Annotated in this window: 9 protein-coding genes; 8 read left to right on the top strand and 1 reads right to left on the bottom strand. The window is 72.1% G+C overall.

Going from position 1 to position 18,036, the window contains the following annotated elements:
- The first annotated feature begins 41 nt into the window (after window positions 1-41).
- From ACFVUT_RS06530 to fxsT (ACFVUT_RS06495), 8 genes are all read left to right on the top strand, one after another.
- Window positions 42-1,259 (top strand): FxsB family cyclophane-forming radical SAM/SPASM peptide maturase, encoded by a 1,218-nt coding sequence (locus ACFVUT_RS06530; RefSeq protein ID WP_389644376.1) that lies wholly within the window; start codon window positions 42-44, stop codon window positions 1,257-1,259.
- Window positions 1,256-2,647, top strand: coding sequence for an aKG-HExxH-type peptide beta-hydroxylase (locus ACFVUT_RS06525; protein WP_389644379.1), 1,392 nt, complete (start codon window positions 1,256-1,258; stop codon window positions 2,645-2,647). Before ACFVUT_RS06530 ends, ACFVUT_RS06525 begins: the two co-directional genes overlap by 4 nt.
- A gap of 80 nt (window positions 2,648-2,727) precedes the next feature.
- Complete coding sequence (fxsT, locus tag ACFVUT_RS06520; protein ID WP_389644381.1) at window positions 2,728-5,721, top strand: FxSxx-COOH system tetratricopeptide repeat protein; 2,994 nt, start codon at window positions 2,728-2,730, stop codon at window positions 5,719-5,721.
- Window positions 5,722-5,806: 85 nt separating this feature from the next.
- The gene (locus ACFVUT_RS06515) at window positions 5,807-6,220 is read left to right on the top strand and encodes a CU044_2847 family protein (RefSeq protein WP_389644384.1); all 414 of its coding nucleotides are present in this window, start codon (window positions 5,807-5,809) and stop codon (window positions 6,218-6,220) included.
- Window positions 6,217-7,182, top strand: a complete 966-nt coding sequence (locus tag ACFVUT_RS06510; RefSeq protein ID WP_389644387.1) for an AAA family ATPase — start codon at window positions 6,217-6,219, stop codon at window positions 7,180-7,182. Before ACFVUT_RS06515 ends, ACFVUT_RS06510 begins: the two co-directional genes overlap by 4 nt.
- A gap of 7 nt (window positions 7,183-7,189) precedes the next feature.
- Window positions 7,190-9,136, top strand: a complete 1,947-nt coding sequence (locus tag ACFVUT_RS06505; protein WP_389644389.1) for a hypothetical protein — start codon at window positions 7,190-7,192, stop codon at window positions 9,134-9,136.
- Window positions 9,129-10,448, top strand: coding sequence for a CHAT domain-containing protein (locus ACFVUT_RS06500; protein ID WP_389644391.1), 1,320 nt, complete (start codon window positions 9,129-9,131; stop codon window positions 10,446-10,448). The genes ACFVUT_RS06505 and ACFVUT_RS06500 overlap by 8 nt, the downstream gene beginning before the upstream one ends.
- Complete coding sequence (fxsT, locus tag ACFVUT_RS06495; RefSeq protein ID WP_389644394.1) at window positions 10,445-14,044, top strand: FxSxx-COOH system tetratricopeptide repeat protein; 3,600 nt, start codon at window positions 10,445-10,447, stop codon at window positions 14,042-14,044. Before ACFVUT_RS06500 ends, fxsT (ACFVUT_RS06495) begins: the two co-directional genes overlap by 4 nt.
- Before the next feature lie 170 nt (window positions 14,045-14,214).
- Here fxsT (ACFVUT_RS06495) and ACFVUT_RS06490 read toward each other — a convergent pair whose 3' ends face one another.
- Window positions 14,215-18,012: a multifunctional oxoglutarate decarboxylase/oxoglutarate dehydrogenase thiamine pyrophosphate-binding subunit/dihydrolipoyllysine-residue succinyltransferase subunit gene (locus ACFVUT_RS06490; RefSeq protein ID WP_389644396.1), complete on the bottom strand. Its 3,798-nt coding sequence runs from the start codon at window positions 18,010-18,012 to the stop codon at window positions 14,215-14,217.
- Window positions 18,013-18,036 lie beyond the last annotated feature (24 nt).

The raw sequence follows: 18,036 nt of genomic DNA, 5'->3' as shown, positions 1-18,036 counted from the left end.
CGGGGACCGTCCCCATGGACATGCAGCACGGGGGTGCCGGAATGTCTCGACCGCCGACGCCGCACACGGTCCCGCACACAAAGACCGGGCCGGCCGGCCGGCTCCCGGTCCCCTTCGGGCAGTTCATCGTCAAGGTGCACGGCCGCTGCAATCTGGCCTGCCGCTACTGCTACCTCTACGAGGGCCCCGACCACACCTGGCGCGACCGCCCGGCCGCCGCCGCACCCGCCGTCCTCGCCCGCACCGCGGACCGGATCGCCGAACACGCCGCGGCCCACGGACTGCGCGACGTCGCCCTCGTGCTGCACGGCGGCGAACCCCTCCTCGCGGGCGCCGACCGGCTGGCCGCCCTCGCCGACCGGGTACGCGACCTGGCGCCCGCCGACTGCACCGTCCACACCACCGTGCAGACCAACGCGACGCTGCTCACCGAAGCACGCGTCGCCACCCTCGCGCGGCACGGCATACGCATCGGCATCAGCCTCGACGGCGGTCTGGCCGCCCACAACACCCGGCGCACCGACCACGCGGGACGCCCCTCCTGGCCCGCCGCCTCGCGCGGCGCCCGGCTCCTCGCCGACCGGTACCCCCACGCGTACGCGGGCATCCTCACCGTCGTCGACCCGCGGACCGACCCGGTCGAGATGTACGAATCGCTGCTCGCCCTGCACCCCCCGGCCCTGGACCTGCTGCTGCCGCACGGCAACTGGACGACACCTCCGCCGGGCCTGCCCGAGGCGCCGGCCGCGGGGCCCGGACCGGGCCGCCCCGCCCCGTACGGCGACTGGCTCACCGCCGTCTTCGACCGCTGGTGGCCGGCCGGCCGGCGGGAGACCCGGGTGCGGCTCTTCGAGGAGTGCATCGCCCTGCTGCTGGGCCTGCCCGCCGCCACCGAATCCCTCGGTCTCGACCCCGTCAACGCGATCGTGGTCGAGACCGACGGGACGATCGAGCAGGTGGACTCCCTCAAGTCCGCCTACGACACGGCAGCCGCCACCGGGCTCGACATCTTCCACCACACCTTCGACGACGCGTTGCGCCACCCCGGCGTCGCGGCCCGCCAGGCAGGCGCCGGCGCACTGGCCGCAGCCTGCCGCGCCTGTCCGCTGCTGGCCGTCTGCGGCGGCGGCCACTACGCACACCGATACCGCGCAGACAACGGATTCACCAACCCGTCCGTCTACTGCGCCGATCTCGAACGGCTCGTGCGCCACATCGCGCGCAGGCTGTCCGACGCGACCGCAGGAGCACACCGATGAGCCCCCCACTCCCGGACCACATGCTGCGCCGGCTCGGCCGCACCGAAGGCGACGCCGACACGCTCCACGTACTCGTACGTGGCCAGGACACCCGTCGGCTCCTCCTCCTGCGGGCCCTGCTCGACGCAGCCGAGGCCGCCCCCGCGACCGTCTGTCCGCGCCGGGCGCTCGACCGGCTCCGCCAGGACTGGGCGCTGCTGGAAACGGCCGAACGCGCCGACCGGAACGCCGTGCGCACCGTCCTGCTCCATCCCCTCACGGGCCCCTGGGCGCAGCGCTGCCTGCGCGGCCTCACCGGCCCGGTGCCCGGCCCCGAACTCCGCACCGATCTCGACCACTTGAGCGCACTGGCCGCCGCGGCCGCGATCCGGGCGGGAGCGCCGTTCACGACCCGTCTCACCGCACACGACGGACTCCTCCCGCTGCCCACCCTGGGAGCCGTCCGCACGGCCCCGGGCCCGGTCGACATCGCCTTCTCGGCGGGGGAACTGACGGTACGTCCGCATGACGGCCGGCCACCGCTCGCCGTGCACGCCCAGCGGGACGGCACGACCGGCTCGGCCGACCCGCGCTGGCTGCCCGTGCTCGCCCTGCCCGCCGTACTGCCCGGCACCGGCCCCGTCCCCCTGGACGACGTCGACCCGTACCGCACCGACGGCGGCGGACCCCGCCACCACGGGCTGAGCGCCGCCACCCACATCGACGACCAGGAGCGCAAGGCCTGGACCGAGTCCTGGTCCGGGCTGGAACCCCTGCTCCGCATCGGCGGCGAGCACCGGGTCACCGAGGCGTCCGTCCTGCTGCGCTGCCTGGTGCCGCTCGGGCCGCCGCCCGGCTCCGGGCCGGGCGGTGAGGGCGCGGCGCACTGCAGCGGCACCAGGCGGGAGGCGTTCGGCGCCGTCCTCAGCAGCAAGCCGGCCACCCCCGCCTACTTCGCCTCCACCCTCGTCCACGAGCTCCAGCACACCAAACTGGCCGCGCTCGGCGCGCTCGTCCCGCTCCACCACGAGGACGCCGCACCACGCCACTTCGCCCCCTGGCGCTCCGACCCCAGGCCCTTCGACGGCCTCCTCCAGGGCGCCTACTCGCACATCGCGCTGGCCGACTACTGGCAGCGGTTCGCCCTCGGCGCGCAGCGCGTCACCCACCGCGACCTGGCCTGGGCCGAACACGCCCGCTGCCGCGAACAGGTCGGCGCCGTACTCCCGGTGCTGGCCGGATCGGCGGCGCTGACCCGTGAAGGACGCGTGCTGGTCAACGAGATGATCACGCTCTACCACCGTCTGGACGATTGTCCGCCCCCGACGGGTCATCTCGCGCGCGCACAGGCGTACGTGGCCACCGCCAGGGTGATATGGCAGCAGAGGAACGGTTCGCGAAGGCAGTGAGCGGCCCTCGCGATACCGGCCGGAGCACCCCGCCCCGGTGTATGTTGACAAGGCTCGCATCGAGGCAGGGAGACGGTTGAATGCCCGGAACGCACAAGGAAGTTGGAGCAACCGGGACGCAGCCCGTCACCATCAGTTTCGCCGGCTTCAACCGCGCCTGGGCGGCGTGGATCGCGGACCGTCTGGAACGCCGCGGAGTGACGGCCGTCCTGCAGCGATGGGATCCGCCGGTCGAGGTCGCGCTGGAGGAGCCGCTGCGGGATCTGACACTGGCCCGCGGCCGGGTGCTGGTGGTCCTCAGCGACTGGTACTTCCAGCTCGGCCCCCGCAGCCACGACGAGTGGAACAGGGCCCTGCGCGAGGTCGTCGCCCCGGACCCCGACCGCTTCGCCGCCGTCTGCGTCACCACCTCCGCCCTGCCCGGAGCCACCTCGGTCCTCGGCGCCGCCGACCTCACCAACGTCGGCGCCGACGAAGCCGAGCGGCGGATCCTCGTACGCCTGGGCCTGGCCGACGATCCGCTGCCCGAGCCCGTCGACGCCCGGCAGGGCCCCCGGTACCCGGCCGACACCCCCGAGGTGTGGGGCGGGGTACCGCGCCGCAACATCCGGTTCACGGGCCGCGAGGAACTGCTCACCACGGCGTACCGGTCCCTTCAGGACGCCGAATCCGGCGCCGGCGTCGTGACGCTGCACGGCATGTCCGGTGTCGGCAAGACCCAACTGGCCGCCGAGTACGTCTACCGCTTCGGCTCCGAGTACGACGTCGTGTGGTGGGTGCCCGCCGACCGGCGCGCCCTCTACCGCCAGAAGCTCGCCGAACTCGCCCCCGAACTGGGCCTGTCCACCGGAGCCGAGTACGGCGAACGGCTGCGCGCGGTACGCGACGCGCTGCGCCGCGGCGAACCGCACTCCCACTGGCTCCTCGTCCTCGACGGCGCCGACGAACCCGAACACATCTGGGACCTGGTGCCGACCGGCCCCGGCCACGTCCTGATCACCTCCCGCAACCCGGAATGGAGCGAGCACAACAGTCACCTCGTCGAGGTCCCCGTCTACGACCGCGAGGAGTCGGTCGCCTTCATCCGCCGCCGGGCCCCGCGCCTGACCCCGGTCGAGGCCGACCAACTCGCCGACGCGCTCGAAGACCTCCCGCTGCTCCTCGACCAGACGGCCGGCTGGCTCAACGACTCCGACATGTCGGTCGAGGAGTACATCGAACTCCTCGAAGGCGGCATCGACCAGGACGTCGTCAAGGTTTCCGCGGACTTCCCGCTCGCCTTCCAGACCGCCTGGTCGATACTGCTGAACAAGCTCAAGGACACCGTTCCCGAATCCGTCGACCTGCTGCGCCTGTGCAGCTTCTTCGCACCCGGCTCCATCCCCGTCCGGCTGCTGAGGGAGATGCCGCCCGGCGAGCTGCCCGAACAGCTGGCCGGCCTGATGAACGACCCGCTGCTGTGGAACAAGGCGATCGGCCAGCTCCGCCAGTACTCCGTGGTCCGGCTGGAGTCCCACGAATCGGGTGGCGAAGAGGCGTCGTCCGGCGAATCGCTCTACATGCACCGCATGGTCCACCAGATCATCGGCAAGGACATGCCGGAACGCGACCGCGAGGAGTTCATCGACGTGGTCCGCCGCGCCCTCGCGGCCGCGGACCCCGGCCGGCCCACCGACACCCGCCTGTGGCCCGCCTACGCCGAGATCACCCCGCACCTGAAGTGGGCCGACGTGCTCAAGAGCACCGACCCGGCGGTGCAGACCCTGGTGCTCAACTGTCTGCGCTACATGTACCTCTCGGGGGAGTACCGGGCGGGCATCAAGCTCGGCGAACGGGCCATGAAGGCCTGGCGGGAGCTCCTCGGCGAGGACCACCCCAGGGTCTGGGACCTCAGCTACCACTACGCGAACGTGCTGCGTGCCGTCGGCGACTACGCCGGTACGGAAGCCATCGAACGGGCCGCCACCAACCATCTGCGCACCGAACGCGGTCCGCGGGACCTGGAACACCTGCGCGCCGCCGGCGGCCTCGCCGCCGACCTGCGCGGCCTCGGCCGCTATGACGAGGCGCTGGAGATGTCGACCTGGATCCTCGGCGCCTACCGCGAGCTGCTGGGCGACCAGGACGCGCGCACCCTCAACGCGCAGAACAACCTGGCCGCTTCGCTGCGGCTGCTCGGCCGGTACGAGCAGGCGCTCGAACTCAACCGGCGCACCCTGGACTCCCGGCGCCAACTGCTGCGCCCACGGCACAGCTGGACGCTCTACTCCGAGATCAACTACGCCACCGACCTGCGCCTGCTCGGCCGGTACAGCGACGCCCTGTCGCTCCAGAACCAGAGCGTCCGGGTCCACCGGCTGGTCATGGGGCCCGACAACCCGCAGACCCTGCGCGCCGAGCACAACCTCGCGCTCTGCCAGTACCGTGAGGGGGAGCGCGCGAAGGCCGCGACTCTGTTCACCCGGGTTCTCGAACGGTCCGAGCGCGTGCTGGGCGAGAGCGATCCGCTGACGACGATGTTCGCGGCCAGCCAGAGCTTCTTCGCCCGCGAGCACGCCGACATCGACCAGGCCAGGGCCATAAGCGAAAGGGTCGTCGGCGGATATGTGGACATGCTCGGCGAGGGCCACCCCTATGTGGCGGGAACCCGCGCCAACCACGCCCTGATCCTCCGCAACGTGGGGGAGCGGGACCACGCGCACAGCCTCCTGGAGGAGGCGCTTGCCGATATGACGCACGCCGTGGGGGAGAACCACCCCTGGACACTGGGCTGCGCCGTCAACGCCTCCGCGCTGCGCAACCTGGTGGGCGACCCGGAGTCCGCCGCCGCGCTGACGGACTCGGTCATCAACCGGGCGATCGAGGTCCTCGGCCGGACCCACCCGCTGACCCTCTCGGCCCGGATCGCACACGCCGCCGACCTGCGCGGTGTCCGGGACCTGCAGCGCGCGGACAAGGTCGAGTCGGAGGCGTTGGACGATCTGGTGGCCACGCTGGGCGCCCAGCACGTCCACACGATCTCGGCGCGCTCCCGCAACCGTCCGTACTGGGACTTCGAGCCACAGATGGTCTGACGCGGATCGGGCAAAGCACCGTGGTGAGTGATGATGCGTCAGTACCCTTGCGGAACATGCCTGTTGGTGCGCGGAAGGGGTGCGGATGGCGGTCATCGTGGGATCCGTGGTGCCGGGGGAGGACGGTCCGATCCCGGTCGTCGTGGACGCCGAGGCGTACAGGAGCGCCGAAACGCCGCCCACCGACGCCGACTCGCTGTACGACCTGGAGGAGACCCGGGACGGCGGCGCCGGACGGCGGGCTCTCGACGCGGCCAGGGATCTGTACGGGGAAGGGCTCGACCTGGCCCGCCGATGCGCGTCCCAGGCCATGCGCCGGTTCGGTGATCTGGGGGAGGGACTGCGGCCCGACGAGGTCGAGCTCCAGGTCGGCATCACCTTCGAGGCAGGCGTGGCGGCGGTGGTGAAGGCCGGGGCGGAAGCCCAGATACAGGTCACCTTCCGCTGGCAGCCCGGCCAGGAGGGGCGGGCGGACGCCACCGTGGTGAACGCTTCATGAGCGGGGCCCCCTCGCCCGCCGTCCCGCCCCGGCCGGCGCGACCGATCCCCATCCTCCCGTACAGCCGGATCGTCGGCCAGGACGAACTGAAACTCGCGCTGGAGCTCAACTTCATCGCCCCGGGCATCGGGGGCGTCCTCGTCTCCGGACAACGGGGCACCGCCAAGTCCACCGTCGTCCGCGCCTTCGCGCTGATGTCCGGGGGCGCACTGCCCGTCACCCTGCCGATCAACGCCACGGACGACCGGGTGCTCGGCGGCTGGGAGCTGGACGCCCTGATGCAGGGGGAACCGAAGAGGCAGCCCGGACTGCTCGAAGAGGCCCACGAGAAGGGCCTGTTGTACGTCGATGAGGTCAACCTCCTGGACGACCACATCGTGAACATCATCCTGGACGTCGTCTCCACCGGAGTCCTGTCCGTCCAGCGGGAGGGCCTGGACACCACCGCGCACGTCTCCTTCGGACTCGTCGGCACCATGAACCCGGAAGAGGGCAGCCTGCGCGCCCAGTTGCTGGACCGCTTCGGTCTGATGGTGCCGACGGCCGAGCTGGGCATCGAGGACCGGCACCGGATGATCGACACGGTGCTCACCTTCGAGGAGGAGCTCCGCATCGAGGACTCCGCCTGGATCCGTGCCGCGGAGCAGGACAACGAGCGGTTGCGCGGCGGGCTGCTCGCCGCGCGCGACCGGCTGCACCGCGTCCGGCTGGACGGGACGGTGATCCGGCTCTGCGCGGAGGCCGCCGCGCGGACGGGTGCCGTCGGACAGCGCGGTGACCTGCTCGTGGCCCGCGCCGCCCGCGCTCTGGCAGCCAAGGACGACGCCGGGCGGGTGGAGCCCGCGCATGTGCGCCGTGTGCTGCCGCTCGCCCTGCGCCATCGCCGGCCCGAGTCCGCCCACGGTTCGGCGTTCGGCTGGGGACAGGACGAGGACGCCGCCGTCAGCGACCTGTTCGGCTGAGCCGCCGATGTCCGCCCGGCCGCCGCAGCCCGTGCGCGCTCAGGAATCCGACGAACTGCCCCGCCGGCTGCTCACCGTGCTCGTCTGCGCCGCCCTCGAACCGGGGCTGCCCGGAGTCCTGCTCTTCGACCTGCCGCCGGACCGTCTCACCGCCGTCACCGACGTGTTCACCGGACTGCTCCGGATGGCCGCCGGGGATCCGCCGGGCACCCCGGTGCAGCGGTCGACGCTCAACGCGGCCACCATCGACGAGGACCTGTGGCTGCGCCCCCGTGTCCGCCGCAGCCCCGAAGGCATCGAGTTCACCGTCGAACCCGGGCCGTTGACCGAGACGGGCACCGGCGCCTCGCTCGTCGTCGTGCCCGATCTGGCCCGGCTGAGCGTGCCCGGGACGCGCGCCGCCGTCCAACTCCTCGGAGCCGATGTCGCCACCGTCGAGCACACCGGATTCCGCCACCGCTGGCAACCCCGCACGCGGTGGCTCGCCGTCTGCCGCACCGAGGACGTCGAACGGGTCTCGCCGCACCTCCTGGACCGCTTCCCGCTCCGCCTCGCCGTCCCCGGCCTGCGGACCGCACCGGAACCCGAACCCCTCGGACCGCTCCCCACCGCCTGGGCTGCGGCCCTGGACCCCCGGTCGCCCCGCCCGCCCCTGCCCCTCCACACCGAAGTCCCCCCACGCGTACTGGAGATGCTGGACACGCGCGACGGCACCGGGCACCGCAGGACACTCGCCCTCGCCCGCACCGCCCGCGCCCTCGCCCGGCTGGAGGCGGCCGAGGCAGACCCCGAGGGAGCCGCCGGTCACGGCTCTGCCCCGCAGGGTCTCGTTCCGCACCCCGGCCCGCACCACGTCACCGCCCGTCACGTCGACCGCGCTGCCCGGCTCATCCGGCTCCGTACCGTGCACCGGCCCTTCGACCCTCCCGGGCCCGGCCCCGGCCCCACCGGCCCGGACCTGCCCGGGCCCCGCCGGGAGGAGACCGAACCCGTGCCCGGCACGGACCAGGACCGGCACGGCGCCCTCGGTACCCCCGTCCACGCCCCAGGAGCCGAAGAGCCCATCGGAGCGGCCACCGCACCGCTGTCGCAAGGCCGCGTGCCGGACCGGACACCGTATCCGGAGGACAGAGCAGGCCCTCGGGCGGACGGCAGCGAGCTGCGCAACCCCGTCCCACGCCCGGCCGGCGCGTCGCGGAGCGGGCGGGGGCCCGTCGTCGGTGTGCGGCGCGCCCGTGACCTGTGGGACCTCGCCCCCGTCCGTACGGCGATGGAGGCCGCCAAGAGCCGTGCGGTCCGCGAGGACCGCGACCGGCTGGTCATCACTCCGCAGGACCTGCGCGGCTACGTCCGGGCGCCCGAACCCGTGACCCTGCTCACCCTCGTACTCGACCACACCTGCCACCCGGGATGGGACTGGCACCCGGCACTCGAACCGTTCCTGCAGTGGGCCTACGTCACCCGGGCCTCCGTCCAGGTCGTGGAGGTCGGCAGCGCGACCGCCGCCGACGAGCTGCGGGCCGAGTCCTTCGCGGCCCGCTCCACCCGGGATCCCCGGATCGTCGCCGCGCTCACCCGGCCGCCCGGCCGGGCCACCCCGCTCGCGCACGGCCTCGAACAGGCCGGTCGCGCCCTGCGCCACGCCTTTCACCACCACCGTGCCGGACTCGTCGAGGCACTCCTGGTGGTCGTCACCGACGGGCGCGGCAACGTGCCGCTCGCCGCGGCGCACCGGGGCCGGCGCCCGGGTGGCGGCCCCGTGGGGCGGGCCGGGATCGAGGACGCGCTGGCGGCGGCCGGACGGATCGGCTCCCTGGGCCGGACCCGGTTGCACAGCGTGGTCGTCGACCCGGGACGCCGTCCGTACACCGCCCTGCCGGCCGAGCTCGCCCGCGCGTTGCGCGGCAGCGTGATCGTCGGACAGCCGGACGACGGGGCGGTGAACCGTGCGTGAGGAGCCGCTGCGGGCCATCCGGCGTCTCGGCCGACTGGCGGGGCAGGCGCTGCCCGCGCCACGGGCCGTCGTCCCCGAAGGGGCCCCGACCGGACAACCACAGGGGCTCGGCGCGCAGCCCGTGCACGCGAAGGCGCCCCCCACCACGACGTACGCGCGGGTCAAGGTGAAACGTCACCACACACCGCACGGGGCGCCGGAGGCATTCGGTTTCGAGGCGTACTGCCCCGAAGTGCCCGCGCTGGAGTACCGCTCGGGCGAGGGCCAGCGACGGCCGCAGGCCATCAGCCTCCGCCATGCCCGCCAGGGCGGTGAGCCGCCGTCCGAACTCCTGCGGTCCATCCGCCGCTGGTCCGGACACCAGCGTCCGCTGACCGACTGGATCAACCGCTGCCGCGCCGCCCACCGTGACGCCCTCCAGATCGTGTTCCTCGACCAGACGGGCTTCGACCTGCCCTGGGAGGCACTGACCCTGCCCGCCGTACCGGAGGCCGGGCTCGCCGGCGGACTGCTGGGGGCGCTCGTCGACATGGCCCGCTGGCTCGATGTGCGGCACGGGCGGGACGACTTCCCGGCCGACGCGGCTGCTCCCGCCGGTGGCGTCCTCGGGTACTTCCACCACGACATGCGCTCCGACATGACCGTCTTCCAGGGCTATGACCACCGACCGCACACCGGCATCGTCAGTTTCCTGAACAGTCTCGACGCGCACGACGCCGACCGGACCGGACTGGTCTACATGGGCTGCCACGGCACCTTCGCCGATCAGCTCAGCACACTCACCCTGGCCGACGTCACCTGGGCCGAGTACAGCGACCAGGAGATGACCCTGCTGCGCAGGGACGGTTCCCTGGTCTGTCTCAACGCCTGCCACTCCGGAGGTCTGCTCGACTACGACGGTGACGGCCGGCAGTATCTGCGCGGCTTCACCGAGATCTTCCTCGGCAAGGGGGCAGGCGGCTGCATCGTCACCGCCGGAAAGGTCGGCGAGGCCGAGGCCGGTGAGCTGATCCGTCACCTGGTGGAGGCCGTGACCGCGGATCCCGCACGCCCGGTGGCCCGCGCGCTGCGTCACTTCCGTGCCGGGGCGCTCGCCGAATTCGAGGCCAGGGGCGGGGCCCCGCTCCGGGCCGGGGGCGGCATCCCCCTCAGGATCAGGGACGACGGCACCTTCGACGCACCAGGACAGCGCCATGTCCTGCGACTGCTCTACAGCCTGATGTTCCAGTACTACGGCCATCCCCTCAGCACGCTGCACCTCACCGGCCCCCACGAGCACGGCGCGCGGGTGCGGGAGGAGGCCTCACCATGAGCGGTGACGAGCGACCTCTGCTGATCGAACCGGTCGTGGGCTGGCTGCGCGAGGTGGAGCCGGGGCTTGTCCACTGCGTCAGCGTCGACCTGCGCGGCCCCCTCGGCGCCGACAGCGAGTACGACGGCGAGGCATGGCCCTACGAAGAGGAGGAGTTGGCCTTCAGCGTCTCGCTGGACGGTGCTCCGCACTTCGTCTGTGAAGTGCTCGACGACCCCGGCGTCGTACTGCACCGGTTCGGAGGTACGTACGGCCCCGCGCGATTCGTCGTCACGGCGGGCGAGGTCGCCGGTCCCGCCGTGCTGCGGCTGACCATCTCCAACCAGTGGGGCATGCCGGTCCGCAAGGCCGAACTGCCCTGCCGCATCAGGGAAGCGGCCTCGGAGCCGAAGACGCCCCGAGCGGTCGCCGGACGTCTGCCCGGGTTGCCGCCCGGGCCACGCCCGGACACCGCTGGGCCGTCCGACGGGTCGGGGGAGACGGAGGTGGACCGGTCGGCGGAGGCCGGGGCCGTGCGGCCGACCGGGCAACTGCGTGCCTTCCTGGAGGGGCTCACCCACCGTCCTGCGCCGTCACCGCCGAGCGGGGCCACGGCCGCCCCGCCGTCCCTGTCGCCGGATCCGGAGCCCGAGCGGATGCGGCCACCGGACGCCTCGAACCGGCCGGAGGAGCGGCCCGAGGACCGCTCGGAGCACCGACCGGATGACCGGCCCCGGACCTCGCCCGACAGGCTGCCCGATCCGCAACCCGGCACCGACAGCGCGGTCACGATCAGCTTCGTCGGTTCCAACCGGGCCTGGGCGGTGTGGATCGCGGACCTTCTGGAGCGCCGCGGAGCATGGGTGGTGCTCCGACGCCGGGAGCCCGCCGGAGAAGACCTGCCGCCGGACGTGCCACCGAGGGAGATCCTCAGGGACCTGCTCCTGTCGCCCGGCCGCATCCTGCTGCTGCTCAGCGACGGGTACATCCAGCCCGGCCAGGACAGCCACGAGCAATGGAGCCGGGCCCTGCGCGAGGTCGTCGCACCCGAGCCGGACCGTTTCGCGGCCGTCTCCCTCACCACCTCGGCGCTGCCCGCGGCGACCGCCGTGCTGCATCCCGTCGACCTCGTCGGTATCAGCGAGGCGGAGGCCGAACGGCGGCTGCTGCACCGGCTGGACCTGCCCGTCGACGCACGGCCCGAACTCGCCACGGCCGGGGCGCGACCCCGGTATCCGGCCGACGTCCCCGAGGTGTGGGGCGGGGTGCCACGTCGCAACACCCGGTTCACCGGACGCGACGAACTCCTCAACCGCACGCATCAGCTGTTCGCCGACGCCGAGCAGGGACACGGCACGGTCGCCCTGTACGGGATGTCCGGCGTCGGCAAGACCCAACTGGCCGCCGAGTACGTGTACCGCTTCGGCTCCGCGTACGACGTGGTGTGGTGGGTGGACGCCGAACGCCGCTCACTCTGCCGCAGGCGGCTCTCCGAACTCGCCCCCGAACTGGGCCTGTCCACCGGTGCCGAATACGGCGAACGGCTGCGCGCGGTGGCCGACGCCCTGCGCCGCGGCGAACCGTACGCGCACTGGCTCCTGGTCCTCGACGGCGCCGACGACCCCGAACAGATTCGGGATCTGGTGCCGGCCGGGACGGGCCATGTCCTGATCACCTCACGCCATCTGGGCTGGGGCGAGCACGACACCACTCTCGTCGAGGTCCCGGTCTACGGGCGCCAGGAGTCGGTCGACTTCGTCAGCCGCCGGGCCCCGCGTCTCACCCCGGCCGAGGCGGGCCGGCTCGCCGAAGCACTGGAGGACCTGCCGCTGCTGCTCGACCAGACGGCCGGCTGGCTCGACGAATCCGGGCTGACCGTCGACGCGTACCTCGAACTTCTCGCAGACGGCATCGACGCGGACGTGGTCAAGGTCTCCGTGGACTTCCCGATCGTCTTCCGGACCGCCTGGGCGATCCAGCTGAACCAGTTGCAGGACAGCGATCCGGAAGCCTTCGAACTCCTTTGCCTCTGCGCCTTCTTCGCCCCCGGCTCCATCCCCGGGTACCTGCTGAACCGCGCGCAGCAGTTCGGCTCGCCCGATGACGACTCCGCCCGCCTCCGAGCCATGCGCCAACTGCTGCGTCACTCGGCCGTCCGTCTGGAGACCGGCGCCTGGCCGGTCGGCGACGGTGCAGCGCTGCAGCTCCACCGGTTGTTCCACCAGCTCGTGCGGGGTCGGATCTCCGACGAGCACAGAGCCCGCTATCGCGACGCCGCCCAGCACGCCCTGGCCGTGTCCGACCCCGGGGATCCCGCCGACATCGGCGCCTGGCCCGTCTACGCCGCCCTCACCCCGCACCTCAAATGGGCGGAAGTGCTGGAGAGCACCGAGCCGTCGGTGCAGCTGCTCGTCCTCAACTGCCTGCGTTACATGTACCTTTCGGGTGAGTACGGCAGCGGAATACGGCTCGCCGAGCCGGCGATGGATTCCTGGCGGTCCCTGCTCGGAGAGACGCACCCGAGGATCTGGGACCTCAGCCACCACTACGCCAATCTGCTGCGCGCGCTCGGTGACTACCGTACGAGCGAGAGCGTCGAGCGCACCGCAATCGCCTCCCTGCGCGCCGAGGGCAGGGAAGCGGACCCGGAGCACCTGCGGGCGGTCGGCGGGCTCGCGGCCGATCTGCGCGGGCAGGGGCGCTACCGGGAAGCCCTGGACCTCTCCGCCTCGATCAGAGACCGCTGCCTGACCCTCTTCGGGCAGGAGGACGGCCGCACGCTGAACGCGGACAACAACCTGGCCGTGTCGTTGCGCCTGCTCGGCCGGTACGAGGAGGCCCTGGCACTCGACCGGCGCACCCTCGCCCTGCGGCGGGCCGTGCTGCGGACGGGTGCGTCGGCGACCCTCTACTCGGAGATCAACTGTGCCATCGATCTGCGGCTTCTCGGGCACCACGAGGAGGCCGAGGAGGAGCTGAGCCGGACGGTCCGCAGTCATCTGCGGCTGCTCGGGGCCGGAAATCCCCAGACCCTGCGCGCTCAGCACAGTCTGGCCCTGTGCCGGTACGCGGGAGCGGGAGCGGCCGTGGCCCTGCCCCTCCTGACCGATGTACGGGAGCGCTGCCTGCGCGTGCTCGGTGAACATCACCCGGTCACCCTGCAGATCACGGCGAGCGACGCCTGCGTGGAGCGGGAGGCCGGCGATCCCGGGCGGGCGTGGGCGCTCCATGAGCAGGTGGTGGCCGGCTACCTGAGGATGCTGGGCCCGGAACACCCGTACACCATCGGAACGCGGGGCAACACGGCCTTGATGCGATGGACGCTCGGGGATCACGACCTCGCGTGCCGCGGGATCGAGGAGACCCGCACGCTGATGGCCCGTGAGGTGGGGGAGGACCACCCGTGGGCGATCGGCTGGGGGCTGAACACGACGCTCGTACGGATCCGGACCGGGCAGCGGGCTGCCGCGCGGGAGCTGGGCCGCGCGTGCGAGGCCAGGGCTGCCGCCGCGCTGGGGACCGGTCATCCGCTGGCCGTCGCCTGCCGGGCGGCCTACGCGACGGCGCCGACGACCGGCGAGCCGCCGTTCCAGTCGTTCGAACCGCTCGTCATCTGAGGGCCGGGCCACAAGTGCCGCGGCGGGGAGCGCGCGGTCCCGGGAAGCAGCGGCGGGGGAGCGCGGCGCCCCGGGGAGCGGCGGCCGGGGCGCGAGCCCGGGAACCCCGAAGGGTCCGCCCCCGCGATCGTCTCGCGGGAGCGGACCCTTCGGAATGCCGCTGCTGCCGGTCAGGCCTCGAAGACCTCGGCGAGCAGCTGTGCCTGCTCCGCCTGGTGGCGCTTGGCCGAGCCGACCGCCGGGGACGAGCTGTGCGGACGCGAGATGCGGCGCAGGCGCTCACCGTGCGGGACGTCGGCGCCGACGGCCAGGTCCAGGTGGTCGATCAGGTTCAGGGCGATGAACGGCCAGGCACCCTGGTTGGCCGGCTCCTCCTGGGTCCAGAGGTACTTCTCGGCGTTCGGGTACTTGGCGATCTCGGCCTGCAGCTCGGCACCCGGCAGCGGGTACAGGCGCTCCAGACGGATGATCGCGGTGTCCGTGACGCCGCGCTTCTGGCGCTCCGCCTCCAGGTCGTAGTAGACCTTGCCGGCGCAGAAGACGACCTTGCGGACGTCGTTCGCGTGCACCGTGTCGTCACCGATCACCGGGCGGAAGCCGCCGACGGTGAACTCCTCCGCCTTCGACGCGGCCGCCTTGAGACGGAGCATCGACTTCGGGGTGAAGACGATCAGCGGCTTGTGGTGCGGGTTGTGCACCTGCCACCGCAGGAGGTGGAAGTAGTTCGACGGCAGGGTCGGCATGGCGACCGTCATGTTGTTCTGCCCGCACAGCTGGAGGAAGCGCTCCGGGCGGGCGGACGAGTGGTCCGGGCCCTGGCCCTCGTAGCCGTGCGGCAGCAGCAGCGTGACGCCGGAGGTCTGGCCCCACTTCTGCTCGGCCGAGGAGATGAACTCGTCGACGACGGTCTGCGCGCCGTTGACGAAGTCACCGAACTGAGCCTCCCAGATGACCAGCGACTCCGGACGGGCCAGCGAGTAGCCGTACTCGAAGCCCATCGCCGCGTACTCGCTGAGGAGCGAGTCGTAGACGTTGTAACGGGCCTGGTCGTCGGCGAGGTAGAGCAGCGGGGTGTAGTCCTCGCCGGTCACCTGGTCGACGAGGACCGCGTGCCGCTGGCCGAAGGTGCCGCGGCGGGTGTCCTGGCCGGCGAGCCGGACCGGGGTGCCCTCCATCAGCAGCGAACCGATGGCCAGGGTCTCGCCCATGCCCCAGTCGATCGTGCCGTTCTCCACCGAGGCCGCGCGGCGCTGCATCTGCGGCATCAGGCGGGGGTGGACGGTGATCCGCTCGGGGATGTTGACCTGGGACTCCGCGATGACCTTCACGACCTCCTGGGAGACCGCGGTGTTCACGGCGACCGGGAACTCGGGCTGGACCTCGGGGGTGTGCGTCGGAGCCGGCAGCGAGGTGGCCTCGCGGACCTCCGCGAAGACCTTCTCCAGCTGGCCCTGGAAGTCCTGGAGCGCCTGCTCGGCCTCTTCCAGCGTGATGTCGCCGCGACCGATGAGCGACTCGGTGTAGAGCTTGCGCACCGAGCGCTTCTTGTCGATCAGGGTGTACATCTGCGGGTTGGTGAACTCCGGGTTGTCGCCCTCGTTGTGACCGCGGCGGCGGTAGCAGATGAGGTCGATCACGACGTCCTTGTTGAACGCCTGCCGGAACTCGAAGGCCAGACGTGCGACACGGACGACGGCCTCGGGGTCGTCACCGTTGACGTGGATGATCGGCGCCTCGATCATGCGCGCCACGTCGGTGGCGTACATCGAGGAGCGTGAGGACTCCGGGGCGGCGGTGAAGCCGACCTGGTTGTTGATCACCACGTGCACGGTGCCGCCGGTGCGGTAGCCGCGCAGCTGCGACATGTTGAGCGTCTCGGCGACGACGCCCTGGCCCGCGAAGGCCGCGTCGCCGTGGAGCGCGACGGGCAGGACGGTGAAGTCCGTGCCGCCCTTGTTGATGATGTCCTGCTTGGCGCGGGCGATGCCTTCCAGGACGGGGTCGACGGCCTCCAGGTGCGAGGGGTTGGCGGCCAGCGAGACCTTGATCTGCTCGCCGTCCAGCCCGGTGAAGGTGCCCTCGGCGCCCAGGTGGTACTTCACGTCGCCGGAGCCGTGCATCGACCGGGGGTCGAGGTTGCCCTCGAACTCGCGGAAGATCTGCGCGTACGACTTGCCGACGATGTTCGCCAGCACGTTCAGCCGGCCGCGGTGGGCCATGCCGATGACGACCTCGTCGAGACGGGCCTCGGCGGCGGAGTCGATGACCGCGTCGAGCAGCGGGATGACGGACTCGCCGCCCTCTAGCGAGAACCGCTTCTGGCCGACGTACTTGGTCTGCAGGAACGTCTCGAACGCCTCGGCGGCGTTCAGCCGGCGCAGGATGCGCAGCTGCTCCTCGCGCTCGGGCTGCTGGGTGCGCGTGCGCTCCACCCGGTCCTGGAGCCACTTGCGCTGCTTCGGGTCCTGGATGTGCATGAACTCGATGCCGGTGGTGCGGCAGTACGACTCACGCAGCACACCGAGGATGTCGCGGAGCTTCATCAGCGACTTGCCGGCGAAACCGCCGACCGCGAAGTCCCGCTCCAGGTCCCACAGGGTGAGGCCGTGCTCGGTGATGTCCAGGTCGGGGTGCTTGCGCTGGCGGTACTCCAGCGGGTCGGTGTCGGCCATGACGTGGCCGCGGACCCGGTAGGAGTGGATCAGCTCGAAGACCCGTGCGGCCTTGGTCACGTCGTTGTCGTGCGAGGCGTCGATGTCCGTGAGCCAGCGGACCGGCTCGTACGGGATGCGCAGCGACTTGAAGATCTCGTCGTAGAACTCGTTCTCGCCGAGCAGGAGCTGGGCGACGATCCGCAGGAACTCGCCGGAGGCGGCGCCCTGGATGACCCGGTGGTCGTACGTCGAGGTCAGCGTCATGACCTTGGAGATGCCCAGCTTGTTCAGGGTGTCCTGGGAGGTGCCCTGGAACTCGGCCGGGTAGTCCATCGCGCCGACGCCCATGATGAGGCCCTGCCCGGGCATCAGGCGGGGCACCGAGTGCACGGTGCCGATGCCGCCGGGGTTGGTCAGCGAGGCGGTGACTCCGGTGAAGTCGTCCATGCCGAGCTTGCCGTTGCGGGCGCGGCGGACGATGTCCTCGTAGGCCTGCCAGAACTCGAAGAAGTTGAGCGTTTCGGCCTTCTTGATGGCCGCGACGACCAGCTGGCGGTCGCCGTTCGGCTTCACCAGGTCGATGGCCAGACCGAGGTTGACGTGGTCCGGCTTGACCAGGGTCGGCTTGCCGTCCTTCACCGCGAAGGAGTGGTTCATCGCCGGCATGGCCTTGAGGGCCTGCACCATCGCGTACCCGATGAGGTGCGTGAAGGAGATCTTCCCGCCCCGGGCCCGCTTGAGGTGGTTGTTGATGACGATGCGGTTGTCGAAGAGCAGCTTCACCGGAACGGCGCGCACGGACGTGGCCGTCGGCAGCTCCAGCGAGGCGTTCATGTTCTTCGCGACGGCGGCCGACGGGCCGCGCAGCGTCACGTACTCGGGGCCGGCCGGAGCCTCGGTGGCCGGTGCCGCGGCGGGCTTGGCCGGGGCCGGGGCGGGGGCCTTCGCGGCGGGGGCCGGCGCGGCCTTCGCCGGGGCCGCCGGTGCGACGGCGGGAGCGGCCTGTGCGGGTGCCGGTGCCACGGGCGCGGGGGCCTGCGCGGCCGGGGCCGGGGCCTGTGCGGCGGTGGCCGGGGCCGGGGTCACCGCGGCCGGGGCGCCGGGAACGGGCTTGTCCGCCGTGCCGGACGTGCCCGGCTTGTAGTCGGCGAAGAAGTCCCACCAGGCGCGATCGACCGAATTGGGATCCTGGAGGTACTGCTGGTAGATCTCGTCGACGAGCCACTCATTGGCGCCGAACGCCGCAGCCGGGTTCGAACCCGGGTTGGCTTGGTCGGTCGAGATGCTCGAGTTACTGGGGGACTGAGACGACACGGCGGCAACCGCCCTCTTCCGCTT

Source organism: Streptomyces sp. NPDC058051, assembly GCF_042885475.1.
Lineage (GTDB): Bacteria > Actinomycetota > Actinomycetes > Streptomycetales > Streptomycetaceae > Streptomyces.
The sequence above is the reverse complement of the archived record's forward strand: the minus strand, read 5'-3'. Positions and strand labels throughout refer to the sequence as shown.

Bases quoted from the DNA above. Each gene is read 5' to 3' on its own strand.
- ACFVUT_RS06510 (WP_389644387.1), top strand. From the start codon at position 6,217: ATGAGCGGGGCCCCCTCGCCCGCCGTCCCGCCCCGGCCGGCGCGACCG.
- ACFVUT_RS06515 (WP_389644384.1), top strand. From the start codon at position 5,807: ATGGCGGTCATCGTGGGATCCGTGGTGCCGGGGGAGGACGGTCCGATC.
- ACFVUT_RS06505 (WP_389644389.1), top strand. From the start codon at position 7,190: ATGTCCGCCCGGCCGCCGCAGCCCGTGCGCGCTCAGGAATCCGACGAA.
- ACFVUT_RS06530 (WP_389644376.1), top strand. From the start codon at position 42: ATGTCTCGACCGCCGACGCCGCACACGGTCCCGCACACAAAGACCGGG.
- fxsT (WP_389644394.1), top strand. From the start codon at position 10,445: ATGAGCGGTGACGAGCGACCTCTGCTGATCGAACCGGTCGTGGGCTGG.
- fxsT (WP_389644381.1), top strand. From the start codon at position 2,728: ATGCCCGGAACGCACAAGGAAGTTGGAGCAACCGGGACGCAGCCCGTC.
- ACFVUT_RS06525 (WP_389644379.1), top strand. From the start codon at position 1,256: ATGAGCCCCCCACTCCCGGACCACATGCTGCGCCGGCTCGGCCGCACC.